Raw genomic sequence first — 14,152 nt, forward strand, 5'->3', positions numbered from 1 at the left:
TCCATGATCTGAGGGGTGCCCTGCCAGGACCGCGCGGCGAAGAAGACCCCGATGCGCGCCGCACCGCCGGGGGCCCGGTGGTGGAGGGTGACCACTGAGCCGACGTCGGCGCGGTCGAGGAGCACACCGGTTTCTTCGCAGGTCTCGCGGATGACCGCGGCGACCAGGTCTTCGTGGGGACCGTCCAGCCGCCCGGACGGAGCGTGCCGCAGCCAGGTCGCGTACACCGGGCCGGCGCGGCGGGTCAGTAACACCAGCGGGCCGGCGGCGCTGTCCCGGCGCAGGAACATGTGCACATCGACGGGCACCGTGTACTCCGCGGCCTTCGGACCGGACGTGTGCGCGCCGCCCGGGGAACCCGTTCCCGAAGCCGGGGTGCGGTGGTCGGGTTGGTTCATCGGGAGTCCTCCGTGGTGCGCGGGCGATCGTCGGTGAGCTGCCACGACAGCCGGTTGCGGCCGCGTCCGGAGCTCGCCCACTGCGTGCCGTTCGCATCGAACTCCAGCCGGTAGAAAGCCGGTTCACCGGCCGCCTTCCATCGGGCGGCGGTCTGCTGGATCTCCTCCCAGATGGGCCGGGGTCCGGACGCGGTGATCGTGGAGGTGCCGTCGACGCTGACGCGGAGCCAGGACCCGCAGGCGGGGGAGCCGATCTGCAGGCCGGGGGCGCCGAAGGCGCGGACGAGGCCGGGATGCAGGTGGTCGAGGGCCAGCCACATCCCGTGCGCCTCATCGGGCGGAGGCGGCCGGTGGCCGTGGCTGGTCACGCCGTCCCCGGAGCTCATCTCCTGGCGGAATGCCGCGGACAGGCTGAGCCGGTCCCATCCCCATCCGGCACGGTGCCCGAACTGCTCTGCCCGCAGTTCGGCCTCTACGACACCCGCCGCACTCTTCGTGATCACGGCAAGTGCGGGCCAGGACGGCGAGCTGGTGCCGACGGTCATCAGCACCACACCGCGCTGCGCGAGCTGCTCGACGAGCGCCATCGGCACACGGGGCACGGCGAAGGACACGAACACCCGGTCATACGGGGCCCGCTCGGGCCAGCCGAGTTCGCCGTCGCCCGTGACCACGACGGGCCGGTGGCCGATCGCCGCCAGGCGCACGGTGGCGGTGGCGGTGATGTGGGCGTCGCGGTCGATAGTGACCACGCCTGCGTCCCCGGCGATGCGGCAGGCGGCCGCCACGGTCACGCCGGCTCCCGTGCCGACGTCGAGCACACGCTGCCCGGGCCGCAGGTCCAGCTGCCCGAGGAGCCGTGCCGTCATTCCCATCACGCTGGACATGGCAGTCATCGCGCCGCCCTCGCGGCTTCCGGCGCGGCGACCGAGCAGTGGTTCCCCGTCGTGCTGGACGCAGACGCTGTCCCCGCTGTACAGCACCCGCAACAGCTCTGGCCGGTGCACGGGATCTGACCAGTCGAGCAGGTCCCAGCGCGGAGGCGTCTCGTCGGGGGCGCTGCGCCGCACGTACGCCTGCGGGATCAGCCGCTGCCGGGGCATGGCGAGCAGGGCGTCAGCCACCGCGCCGGGCGACAGGTCGCCGGACTGCATCAGGCGGTCCACCATCGCCGCGCGGGCCGCGGAGGCGTCAGCGTCGCCGACGGTGTCCTGGAACGGTGCGGTGGCGTCGGCAGGCGCCGGGGCGGTGGTGGGTGGTGCGGGTTCGGACACGATTGTCGTCTCCAGACAGGACACGGCCCAGGGATGTCAGGCCCAGCCCATTGCGGTGTACAGGCGGCCGTGGCGGATGCCGTCGATCGCGGCGCGGGTGTATGCGACGGTGGGCTCCGGGAGAGCGTCGGCGGGCCACCAGCCCCAGTCGGCGCACTTGTCCGGTTCCAGAACCTGGGGCTCGCCGGTCCAGGCCCGCGCGCGGAAGACGAGCACCATACGCGGCACGGTGCCAGGCGCGTCGAGGATGTGGACAGCGTGGACGAAATCGACCTCTTCGGCCGCGATGGACAGGCCGGCTTCCTCCTGGACTTCGCGGATCAGGCAGGCGATGGCGGACTCCTGCTCGCCGTGGCCGGCCAGGAAGTGCCACTTGTTGCCTGCGTATGCCGTGTCGGGGTGGCGCAGGCCGAGGAGGATCCGGCCGTGGTTGTCCTCCAGGTAGAGGTGGGCACCCACGATGCGGAGCTCGGTTCCCTCCGGCGCCCCGTCACGCAGCAGCCGGGCCGTGGCCGGCGGACTGCTGGCGGGGGGGATGCTCGGCCGCGTGCCGGCGGACCAGGTCACCGAGACCGGGGCTCAGGTGCAGCTGCTCCAGCGTGTCCGGAGTGAACCACCGCAGCAGCACGCCCTCTTGTAGATCCACCGTGTCCGGATCACCGCTCCAGCGGCCCACGAAGACCTGGATCGGCACCGCGAAGCCGTCGACGCTTGTCGCCTCCTCCAGGGCGTACGGCGTCAGGCGATTCACCTCCAGGCCCGGGACCTCTTCGGCGAGCTCCCGTCGCAAGGTTGCCTCCAGGCTGACGTCCTCCACCGTACGGCCGCCGCCGAGGAGAGCGAACGTGCCAGGGGCCCAGATGCCCTCACGCTGGTCCCGCAGGTGGAGCAGGTATCTGCCGTGGCCGTCGTGGATCAGAGCGGAGGCGTTGACGGGCTCTGGCCGCCCGCCGAGGCCCTGGTCTCGGGCGTCCAGGAGCTTGGCACGCAAGGTCGGGGACCTGACGTCGGCGAACTCGACCCACCGGGCGCTGGCAACCTCATCGTCCTGCAATGTGAGCTGAGGGTGCTGCTCGGGCACGAGGCAGAAGACGAATCGGAAGTCGAAGTGCTGGTGTTCGCTTTCGCCCTTGGCGGGGTTGGCGTCGATGTCGATCGGAGCGCCGAGGAACTGCGGGGTCAGGCACAGGTCGCCCGGCTGGATGCCTGTCTCCTCGCATACTTCCCGCAGCGCCGCGGCCAGGAGCGTCCGGTCGCCCTCGACATGGCCGCCCGGAGCGAGGAGCAGCCCCGTGACCTTGTGGCCGATGTGCAGGACGCGTTGTTCCCGGTCGATGACCGCCGCGCTGCAGGTGACGTGACCGGGGAGCGTGGCACGGCTGGCCGGGGCGTTGGCTCCGTCCAGGAGGGACAACAGCCCGGCTAGGGATTCCCGCTCGTGCGGATGCCGGGCCAGGTACGCCTCGGCGGTCGTGCGGATGTGGGAACGGGTGAGCGGCACGTCATCACCTCGGGACGGCATGGGTGGGGCGGGGTCGTCTGCGGCCGTGGGTGCGGCTGCTTCGGCGGGGCGTACCGAGGTGGCGCCGGGGCCGCTCATGCGGGGGTCTCGCGCTTCTCGCCGTCCGGCTCGGACGTGATCTGGTAGGACAGCAACTGCTGGAACAGGCCCGGCTGTTGGGAGAGCTGGGCGTAGGTGCCCTCCTGGACGATTTTGCCGTCGTCGAGGACCACGATGCGGTCGGCGATGGCAACATTGGTGATGCGGTGGGTCACCAGCAACACCGCCCGGTCCCGGGCGAGGTCCCGAAGCCGCTGGAAGATGCGGTACTCGGCGCGGGGATCCATCTTTATCTATAGCTGTCAAGTATCTGTCCGAGTCGGGCGGCATGGTTGCCTCCAGGCACGTTAGGCATGATCCCGGCCAGGTCCAGGTTGGGGATCGGCAGGGCGTCGAGCTGGAGGTGCCAGCGCAGGAGCACATGGGCCGAAGTCACGCCGTGGCGGTGGGCGGCCTCTAGGACGACGGGCTCGGTGCGGAGCTCGCAGCCCCGCCCAAATGGCTCCAGCTCCGGGTGGCTACCCCGCGGGCGGCATGGGCCGCGCGCTGTTCGGGCTGAGGGAAATAGGGGTCGCGCCACAACAGCGTGGCGTCGTCTCCAACTTCCTCGATCCGACCGTCCTCGACCACGACGATGAGGTCAGCCATTCCCACCGTGGAGATCCGCAACGAGGCCCGCGTGCATCTCGCGTACGAGCAGAAATTCGGAGTGCCCTGCGCGTCTCACGAGTCGACCGAGGCGGTGATCGACTCCGTCGCCTCGACGACGTACTGTTTCTGAGTGTGACTGGACCCCGGCGGTGGGCGGCGTGTCTATGCGCCCCATGGGCTCTCCAACGTGTTCAACCTGATGGTCCGGCCGAACCCGGTGCTTGCCCCGCAGGAGGTCTATGAGGCCAAGGCGGAGCGCTGGAGGTACGACTGGCCGGAGCTCACCGTGCTGCCATGGTCAAGCTGATGCCGTTCATCGGAAGCTGCACGTGGACGTGACCGCCCAGGCGTGGGCTGGCGAGTACTGGTGGGGAGTATCGCTCGGAACTCGGTAGGTGGCGGCCCGCCCAACCCTGCGCTCACGCCGCGGCCGCGCAGCCCGCCGTCGGTGAGTCGGCTGGCTCGCGGATGCCAGCCATGCTGCCCGCTCCCTGCCCTGCACCCAGCCTGCTGGGCGTCGTCTACCCGGGGTTGGTCCTCAAGGACCCGACCCGCGAGCAGCTCCTGGACTGGCGCACCTGCGCCGGCCGCGTCCACCAGATCGTGTTCGACCACAACGACCGGTGCGGCGAGATGCCTGCGCAGCGCCTGTTCACCAGGGCTCGGAGTCGTGGATCCGTTCAGCGAGTTGGAGGATAAAGGCGTACGTCGACACACGCCCATGAAGGCGCACAAAGTAGGAGCGCTCCGAGCACTTGAAGATCTCGCGACGCCGAATTTTCGACAGGCCCTGCTCGAAGGTGTTTGCTGTATTGCGAAGGGTTACCTCAGCCTCCTCGGGACTCCCGTCGAATTCCGAGACAGTACGCGTATCCCGTGCCGTATCTGCCACGCCGGCTACGGGCACAGCGAGAACTATCCAACGAGACATTTTGGTTGAGGCTCCTCCCCGCGACGTCGCCCACTGCGACACGCCTCCGAAGATCAGTGTGACAGATGGGCAGCCGCTCACAGACTTCGGACGAAGGCGACGGAGGCGAGCCGGTTGGGCGGGCAAGATACGGTCTTCGAGCGCGATCTGACCAGCGGGAGCGTCATCATCTTGGCAACCCGATCTGCCCCGTTGCCAAGGCGATGACGCGGGCGCACCCGGCTGTCGCCGGAAGTGGCAACCGCCGGGCTTCTGCCAGCCAGATGTCGGCAGCTTCCGAGCTCAGCGTCTGCGGAGCGTCCGAACTGCGTTGACGCCCCGCGGGCTTGGCCATCCAGGCGAAGCTCCTGGGCTATCGGCATGATCTGCCGCGCCTCTCTACCTCTCTGAACAGCCGATATACTCTTTGCGATGCCGTGAGTTCATCTTCCGTCAATGTAATATTCCATTATGGTGACTCGAGGCTATCCACATTCGGACAGATGGCCCGATACGCAACTTGCGCGCAGCCTCGATCCTTTTGAAGGAAATCCTCACGATCTCCACTAAGTTTCCTCCTTCTCTCGGTAAAGAATCTGCGATTGCACTAAGGGGGCATTTCACGCATTCCACTCTTATTGATCAACAAGTAAAACTACTATTTTTCACTAATGGGACATTTCCTAACTTCGCACCCCTATTGAATTTGCTAAACGATTAACTTATTTTGGCCTTCGCATTGCCCTGTTTGCCTGCTGTGAAGTACTGATCTCGCCCCGTCGTCAAGATCGTCTCGTTTGTGTTGTCTCAACACTACGGAGCGTAAAAGGGGAGGGAGCTGATCATGCGTCACAGATCTGTGACCCATGGCAGAGCAAAGGGGAGACCCTCGCGGGTGCGCTGGCTGCGGCAGAACGCGGTCGGCGTTGCGATGGTCGTCGCGGCCGAGACTGCGCTGGTGTCGCTGGTAACGGGCACGGTATTTGTGACGGGCTCGGCCACAGCTGTGGCCGAGCCCGTATCGGCGGCGTCCGACACGTCCGGTCCGGCTGAGGCCGAGGACGAGGCGTCAGCTGTACTGATGGCCCGTCTACAGGACCGCAAGATCGAGGTGCTGTCCGCCCGGGCCGGTGACTCGACCACGTACGCGCTGCCCAGCGGGGAACTGCAGACGGACACGTACGCCGGGCCCGTCCGGGTCAAGCAGGACGGCAAATGGCACGACATCGACACCTCACTGTCCGATACCGGAGCCGACCTCACGCCGGCAGCGACGGTTGCCGACATCACGGTGTCCGACGGCGGGGACACCGCACTGGCGTCGGTGACCAAGGACAAGGAGTCGTTCGGGCTGGGTTGGGCGGACACCCTGCCGGCCCCGGACGTGAAGAACAACACCGCCTCCTACGACCTGGGCAGCGGCCAGACTCTCTCGGTGAGCGCCCTGGCCCAGGGCTTTTCCGAGCACCTCACCCTCGCCCAGAAGCCCGACGGCGACAGCGCGTCCTACCGGATCCCTCTGGATCTGAAGGGACTGAAGCTTTCGCAGGCCGATTCCGGACATCTGCTGCTGAAGAACACCGACGGTGACCTGGTGGCCGAGGCGCCGGCCCCGATGATGTGGGACGGGTCCAAGGACGATGCCTCAGGTGAGTCCGCAAACCAGCAGCAGGTGACCACGAAGATCGAGACCGCCGACGACGGCTCGCAGACCCTGGTCCTCTCACCGAGTGAGGACTTCCTGGCCGCCGCGACCTACCCGGTCACCATCGACCCGACCACCACCCTCGCGGTGACCACCGACACCTGGGTGCAGACCCCCGACTACACCGACTCGCAGATCTCTTCCACCGAGCTGAAGTCGGGCACCTACGACGCGGGCACGACCAAGGCGCGCTCGTACCTGAAGTTCAACGTGTCGCCGTTCAAGGGCAAACACATCACCAGCGCCACCCTTGCGCTGTATTCTTACTGGTCCTCCTCGTGCAGCCCCGGGGCGGGCACCCGGGCACGGCGGATCACGTCGGACTGGTCGTCCTCCAACATCACTTGGGGCGACCAGCCGACCACCACCACCGTGGGCGCGGTCGTCAACACCGGTGCATGGGGCTACAGCTCTGACTGCCCGGCAACCTGGTCGCGCTGGGGCCTCGATGACATCGTGCAGGCCTGGGCCGACGGCCTGCCCAACTACGGCCTGCGCATCAACAGCGCCGACGAGACCGACTCGCTGACCTGGCGGCGCTACCGCTCGGCGAACTACGCGACCGCCGGGTACGCGCCGAAACTGACGGTGACCTACAACTCGTACGCCACCACCGCCTCCGCTGCCGTCTCCCCGAAGTACGCCAACCCGTACAACGGCACGACGTACGTGACCTCGCTGACGCCGACGCTGTCGGCGAAGGCGACCGACGCCGACGGCAGCACGGTCAAGGCCCAGTTCGAGGTCAGCGCCGACCCGGCCTACGCCGACACCACGTACTCCTACACGAGTACCTCGTCATCGGTCGTCTCCGGAGGCACGGCGAAGCTAACGATCCCGTCCGCGTCCGCTTTCCCCGCCGGGACTCACCTGCGGTTCCGGGTACGGGGCTACGACGGCACGGACTACGGCTCCTGGTCGTCGTACACGGTCTTCACGATGAACACCGCACTGCCGGCCGCTCCGACCATCTCCTGCGACCCCTACACGGCCGACACGTGGACAGCCAAGGACGACAGCGGCGCCACCTGCACCCTGGACACGTCCTCGTCCGACGGCATGGGCTTCGCCTGGGGGCTGGACGACTCCTCCGTGCCCAACCGCGTCTACGACACCACCGACGGGACCGGCGGCGAAGCACAGACCATCACGATCAAGCCGGGCGAGGACTGGCACAAGCTGTACGCCAAGAGCGTCGACTCCGGAGGAAACCTTTCCTCGGCTACCACCAGCTACGCCTTCGGCGTCGGTGACGGCGCGGGACTGCTCACTCCTGCCGAGGGCGACAGCGCCGCCCGACGGGTCAGCCTGACCTCGACTGGCAAGACCAGCTACACCGGCGTCACCTACCAGTACCGCCGCGGCGAGACCGACTCCTGGCACACGGTCCCGGTCGGGGACGTCACCAAGTCCTCCGACGGCTCGGCCGTCTCCGCCTGGCCGGTTGCCGTCTCCGGCGGCAGTCCGGCCGCGCTCACCTGGAATGTGACGTCGTCGCTGTCCGAGGACGGAGCGCTGGACATCCGCGCCGCCTTCACCGACGGCTCAGCCACGGCGTACTCCCCGGCGCACACCATCAAAGTGGACCGCAATGCCGGAACCGCCCCCAGCGAACTCGTGGGCCCTGGTGCGGTGAACACACTGACCGGTGACTTCACCCTGTCCGCTACCGATGCCTATGGATTCGGCCTGTCGGTGTCACGCACCGCATCCTCGCGCAACCCGAGTGCAGGCACGGAGTCCGAGGGCCAGGCGGCCATCTTCGGCTCTCAATGGGTCTCCGGCACTGTCTCGGACGTGACGGGTTCCGAGTGGGCGTACGTGCGCAGCACCTCCGAGACATCGGTGGCACTGGTCGACGGGGACGGCATGGAAACCGGCTTCACTGCCGAAAGTGGTGACAGCTGGAAGCCTCAGCCCGGCGCAGAAGCCCTGACCCTGAGCAGCACGGACAGCGACGGAACGGCGACGAATGACGCGTCCGACGTCTCGGTCTTCACTGTGACGGACAGTCAGGGTTCCACGACCACCTTCAAGAAGGTGGACTCCGCCGCGTCCACCTGGCAGGTGGACAGCACCTCGCTCCCGACGGACAACTCCACCACGAGGATCGTCTCCGAGAAGGACCCCAGCAGCTCAAGCAGCAACCCGCTGGCCCGCCCGAAGTACGTCATCGCACCCACTTCGGCGGTCACATCGGCGACGTGCGAGAGTACGCCGTCGACGGTCGGATGCCGCCTGTTTGAGTTCGTCTACGCCACGTCCACCACAGCCTCCTCTGGTGCCCTGGGGGACTACACGGGGCAGGTCAAGCAGATCAAGGAATGGGCGACCACTCCCGGCGCTTCCGCAGCGACCGCCACTGTCGTCGCGCAGTACTCCTACGACAGCTCCGGCCGCCTGCGCGAGGAGGGGGACCCGCGCACCGGACTCAAGACCGCTTACACCTATGACAGTGCGGGTCGTATCACCATCCTCACCCCGCCGGGTGAATTGCCCTGGACTTTCACCTATGGCAAGGCGGGCAGCACCGCCACCGCAGGCGAAGGCATGCTCTTGTCGGCGGCCCGCCCGAACCTGACGGCCGGTACCAAGAGCACCACTGACGGCACCACCGCCACCACCAGCGTGGTCTACGACATACCGCTCAGTGGCAGCAAGGCGCCCAACAGCATGAGTACCTCGGACGTTGCGTCCTGGGGGCAGAGCGACGTGCCGACCGACGCGACCGCAGTCTTTCCGGCTGACTCCGTTCCGGCGTCGCACACCGGAAGCGAACTGTCCGCCTCCGACTACACCCGGGCAACGATCACCTACACAGACGCCTCCGGCCACGAAGTCAACAGCGCCACTCCCGGCGGGCACATCACGACCACCGAATACGACCGCGTCGGCAACACCGTCCGCGAACTGACTGCGGCCAACCGCGAACTGGCCCTCGCCAGCAGCGGTGACGGACAGGCGGAGCAAGTCGCACTGAGCATCGACCAGATGGCCTCAGCGGTCCGGGCCGAACTGCTGTCGACCCGCTCGGTGTACTCCGCAGACGGTCAGCGTGAGACAGACACTTACGGTCCCCTCCACGTGGCGACCCTTACCTCGACGCTGAAAGCCGGCGCGGGTGGAACCGATCTGCCCGCCGGCACTCGGGTCTCGGCCCGGCAGCACACCACCAATACCTACGACGAGAACCGCCCCACTGACGGATCAGCCACTGTCGACAACCAGGTCACTACCACCACGGCGGGCGCCCAGGTCGATGGCTATCCCCAGGACGCAGACCTGCACACCATGTCCACCGAATACAATTGGGTCAAGGGCCTGCCCACGGCGACGATCAACGACCCTGCCGGGCTGGCGCTGAAGAAGACCACCTCGTACGACTCGCAAGGCAGAGTCACCAAGACGACCCTGCCGAAGTCGTCCGGCTCGGACGCGGGCGCCACCGTGACCACATACTGGTCTGCCACCGGCTCGGGCACCTGCAACGGCAAGCCCGAGTGGGCGGACATGGTCTGCTCCACCGGGCCGGCCGGAACCATCACGGACGGCGGCTCTAACCCGAGCGAACTGTCTACCAAGACCACCGAGTACGACCGCTGGGGCAACACAGCCAAGACCACCGAGACCGCCAACTCCGTCACCCGCACCACCAGCCACACCTACGACGAAGCCGGCCGCCTCCTCAAGACTGCCGTCAGCGGAGGCATAGGCACCGCGGTACCCGACAGTTCAACCACCTACGACGCCGAGAACGGCAAGGTAGCCACGGTCACCGGAAACGGCCAGACCATCACCCACGCCTATGACCAGCTTGGAAGGGAGATCTCCTACAACGACGGCGCCGGCAACACCACCAGCACGCAGTACGACGCGCTCGACCGCACGGTCAAGACCACCGACTCCGCCCCGTCCACCACCACCTACACCTATGACACCGCCAAGGACCCGCGCGGCCTGGAGACTTCCCGCACCGACTCTGTCGCCGGCACCTACAGCGCCACCTACGACGCGGACGGCGACCTCGTCACCGAGTCCCTGCCCGGCAACTACACTCTGACTGTCGGTCAGGACGAGACCGGCACGAATACCTCCCGGGTCTACACACGCGACAGTGACGGTGCCGTGGTGGCCTCGGACACCACAGACCAGGGTGTCTTCGGGCAGACAGTCAACGACAGTGACACTGCTGGCCTGACGCGCTCACGCACCTACACCTACGACGCGGCCGGCCGCCTCGTTCGGGCCGACGACACCGACCCGGATGGTGTCTGCACCCGCCGCGACTACACCTTCGACAACAACACCAACCGCACCGCCCTCGCCGTCGCCACCAGCGACGTCGGCGCGGCCTGCACCTCCACCGGCGCCACCAACACGTCGTACGCCTACGACAGCGCCGACCGTCTGAAGACCTCCGGTACGGTCTACGACGCCTTCGGTCGCACCACCACCCAGGCCTCCGGCGACACCATCGGCTACTACGCCAACGACCTCGTCCACCAGCAGACGTCTGGCACCAGCAGACAGACCTGGAACCTGGACGGGGCTGGTCGCCTCGCCTCCTGGACCACCGAGACCCAGAGCAGCGACGGTACCTGGACCCAGACCGGATCCAAGACCAATCACTACGGCGCCGACGGTGACAGCCCCAACTGGACCCAGGAGACCAGCTCCACGATCGCCCGCAACGTGCGAGGCGTCGACGGCGACCTGAGCGCCCTCACCACAGCAACCGGCGACACCGTCCTGCAGCTCAGTGACATCCACGGCGACATCACCGTTCAGCTCCCGCTGGACTCCTCCACCGCGACCACCACATTCGCCTACGACGAGTACGGCAACCCAGAAAACGACGACTCCACTTCGCGTTACGGCTGGCTCGGAAGCCAGCAGCGATCCAGCGAGACTCCCACCAGCTCCATACTCATGGGCGTACGCCTCTACGACCCCGCCACCGGACGCTTCCTCTCCACCGACCCCATCCCCGGTGGCAACGCCAACGCATACGACTACTGCGTTGCAGAACCCGTCGGCTGCACCGATATCACCGGTGCATACAGAGTCTCATGGTGGACCCACTGGTGGTCCCCGGTCCGCTGGATCTACGTCAGTTTCAGCAGACGGGAGACACTGGCCATGGCGGCAGGCGGAGGAATCGTGGGTACATTCCTGGGCATCGTGAAGGACGCTCTGCCGTCGAAATACAAATGGCTCATTTTCTGGGCACGGATGGTCGCCTGGTACATCACCTCAGTATCAGTAGTGGCCAGATCTCTCGGGAAATGCACGAAAATGACGTTCGCCGGGGTCAGAGGATGGGGCCTCGCGACGTGGGGCGCTTGGTGGGGCAGATGCTGAGACAGTAAACCAACCTGAAAGGCCGAAATGAGAGCCAGCCCAGACAGGCTTCAAGCAGCAGCTGAAGCAATCATCGCAATCACGCTCGGAAGCCTTGCCATATGGCTCGGCATGCGACACGAGACGCTCTTCTCCGCAATCCTCGGAACGGGATGCCTAACATATGTGGCAGACATCCTACGTAGGCTGCGAAAGCGTCAGCGAGCATAGTTGAAAAATGGGCCCCTGTAATGCGCAAGCAGCAGAGGGCCCATTTTTCGCATCCTTTCAACAATCAGCAAGGCAATGGCCGCGCGTCCGTGTCGCTGTCCGGAGCCCCCGGATGGTCCGGAGTCAGGGAGCGGATGCGTGGTATCGGCGAGGGCAGCAGCCAGAGCAGGGACAGCGCTCCGCCGACGGCCCCGATGAGCAGGGTCACCCGGAGGCCGATGAGGGTAGCGAGGAGGCCGCCGAAGACTGCGCCCACAGGGCGTAAGCCGTAATTGATCGTGCTGTACGCACCTGCGACTCGACTGCGCATGCCATCGGGGATCACGTCCGCCTGGAGGGAGTTGAGGTTGACGTCGAACAGCATGACGCCGACTCCGGAGAGGAACTCGGCCACGGCCAAGGCTCCGGCGCGAGCCCAGAGAGGGCCGCCCGCAACAGCGGCGATGGCGATCGGTGCCGGGAACAGCACGGCGCCCACCACGATGCTGCGGCCCACGCCGAGTCTTCGCGAGATCTTCGGGGCGATCACCGCGCCAAGGAGCGAGCCGGTGGCGCCGATTCCGAACGCCATGCCGATGACTCCTGCGGTCAGTCCGAGGTTTCGGCTGGCAAACAGCACGATCAGCCCGCTGCCCGCGACGAAGGTGAAGAAGTTGACGGTCGCCGCGCACCCGAGGCTGGCTCGCAGCACCGGGTGACGGACGACGAAGACCAGTCCCTCCCTGGCACGCCTCAGCAGCGAGGATGCTGCTTGGTCAGGTGCTGCGGGCGGTTCGTCGATCGATACCCGACCGACCAGAACCGCAGACGTCAGAAACGTCAGGGCGTCGACGGCGACGGCGACGGGAGCGGTCAACGCCTGGACCAGAGCACCGCCGATCGCCGGTCCGGCGACGTACGACGCGGAACGGCTGGCACTGAGCTTGCTGTTCGCGTCGACGTAGGACGAGCGAGGCACCAGGTGGGCGAAGAACGGCGGATAGGCAGTGTTGAACAGCACCTCGGCCGCGCCCGTCAGCAAGGCCACGGCATATAACTGGCCGAGCGTCACTGCTCCCAAGAGATGGGCAGCCGGGAGAGAGAGCAGCACTGCCGCCCGCACCAGGTCGGCGAGAACCATCAGGCGCCGCTTGTGGACGCGGTGGTCGACCCAGGCACCGAGGAGGATCGCGAGCAGGTTCGGGGTCCAGATGAGCGCGGTCAGCAACGCCACCTGATTGGCTGAAGCGTGCAGCGCCTCCACCGCGATCAGTGGCAGGGCCAGTTCAGTGATCCGGTCGCCAAACTGCGAGATCGACTGGCCGGCCCAGAAACGACGGAACCGCCGATCACGCCACATCGATACGGGTAAGGACTGGTCTGCCGCGCTCATGGCGTCCCGCCGGTCTGATCCTCGGCACCCTCCGGCAAGGCGTAACGCAGCAGCCTGACGCCACGGGCGTCGTCCGGACGCGCGGCCTCGTCGCGCATCACGTAGGGGGCGAGAATGCGCTCGATCGCGTCCTCGATGGCTGCGAGTTCGTCGGTGGAGACGACAACACGGGTGTTGGCCAGACCTGCAAGCCGTCGCCACACCGGATCGAGCTTGGGTTCGACCTCGGCAGCCCACCGGTTCGGCAGGTCGCCTGAGCGCAGGAACATCTCTCGGGACAGGACCCGCGCAGCCGACCAGCCCTCCTCATCGTCCGGATCCTCCGGCGCCTCGAACCGGAAGCCCCGTGCCACCGCCTCCCACCGTCTGTGGCGACGGTCCGGGCCGGGCTCGGCATCGCGGACCAGACCGAAGCTCGCCAGATGCCGCAGATGCCAGCTGGTCACTGACGGGGTTGCTCCCACATCGGGCGCGAGTTGCGTCGCTGTTGCCGGCCCGTGTCGCTGCAGGCGTTCGAGGATCGCCAGCCGCACCGGGTGCGCCAGCGCCCGCATCGCCTGCCGATCAGTGATCTCGATATCGCCCAGACGATTACCAGAATCCATAACGTGAGAGATTCCTCTCACATATCGTGAGAGTCAAGTCTCACATCTCCCGCACCTGTTGCGCGTCCCAGCGGAGCAGGTGCGATCAAGTGCGGGCGGCGGGCT

Annotated in this window: 6 protein-coding genes and 3 pseudogenes; 2 read left to right on the forward strand and 7 right to left on the reverse strand. The window is 66.9% G+C overall.

The genetic code is table 11. From position 1 onward, the window contains the following. Nucleotides 1-5 precede the first annotated feature (5 nt). The 5 genes and pseudogenes from SSP29_RS61430 to SSP29_RS57535 all read right to left on the reverse strand — a co-directional run. Nucleotides 6-398: pseudogene (locus SSP29_RS61430) on the reverse strand (NUDIX domain-containing protein); the annotation flags it as partial. Beyond that, entirely contained in the window at nucleotides 395-1,672 is a 1,278-nt protein-coding gene (locus SSP29_RS43030; protein WP_150136042.1) for a protein-L-isoaspartate O-methyltransferase, read from the reverse strand. The gene SSP29_RS43030 and the pseudogene SSP29_RS61430, both read right to left, overlap by 4 nt. A gap of 36 nt (nucleotides 1,673-1,708) precedes the next feature. Next, entirely contained in the window at nucleotides 1,709-2,131 is a 423-nt protein-coding gene (locus SSP29_RS43035) for an NUDIX hydrolase (protein ID WP_245883519.1), read from the reverse strand. Nucleotides 2,132-2,162: 31 nt separating this feature from the next. Continuing rightward, nucleotides 2,163-3,173, reverse strand: a complete 1,011-nt coding sequence (locus SSP29_RS43040; protein ID WP_089106414.1) for an NUDIX hydrolase — start codon at nucleotides 3,171-3,173, stop codon at nucleotides 2,163-2,165. Between the two features lie 95 nt (nucleotides 3,174-3,268). Continuing rightward, nucleotides 3,269-3,520, reverse strand: a pseudogene (locus SSP29_RS57535) (ABC transporter ATP-binding protein); the annotation flags it as partial. 368 nt (nucleotides 3,521-3,888) lie between these two features. Between SSP29_RS57535 and SSP29_RS57545 the strand changes: the two are divergent. Together SSP29_RS57545 and SSP29_RS43065 are read left to right on the forward strand one after the other, a co-directional pair. Further along, nucleotides 3,889-4,191: pseudogene (locus tag SSP29_RS57545) on the forward strand (nucleotidyltransferase family protein); the annotation flags it as partial. Nucleotides 4,192-5,875: 1,684 nt separating this feature from the next. Further along, nucleotides 5,876-11,860, forward strand: coding sequence for a DNRLRE domain-containing protein (locus SSP29_RS43065; protein WP_245883520.1), 5,985 nt, complete (start codon nucleotides 5,876-5,878; stop codon nucleotides 11,858-11,860). Nucleotides 11,861-12,134: 274 nt separating this feature from the next. Here the strand turns inward: SSP29_RS43065 and SSP29_RS43070 are convergent, their stop codons facing one another. After that, on the reverse strand, nucleotides 12,135-13,442 hold the full coding sequence (locus SSP29_RS43070) for an MFS transporter (protein WP_089106417.1): 1,308 nt from the start codon (nucleotides 13,440-13,442) through the stop codon (nucleotides 12,135-12,137). Further along, nucleotides 13,439-14,047, reverse strand: a complete 609-nt coding sequence (locus SSP29_RS43075) for an ArsR/SmtB family transcription factor (protein WP_089106418.1) — start codon at nucleotides 14,045-14,047, stop codon at nucleotides 13,439-13,441. The genes SSP29_RS43070 and SSP29_RS43075 overlap by 4 nt, the downstream gene beginning before the upstream one ends. Nucleotides 14,048-14,152 lie beyond the last annotated feature (105 nt).

It is taken from the genome of Streptomyces hyaluromycini (assembly GCF_002217755.1).
GTDB lineage: Bacteria > Actinomycetota > Actinomycetes > Streptomycetales > Streptomycetaceae > Streptomyces > Streptomyces hyaluromycini.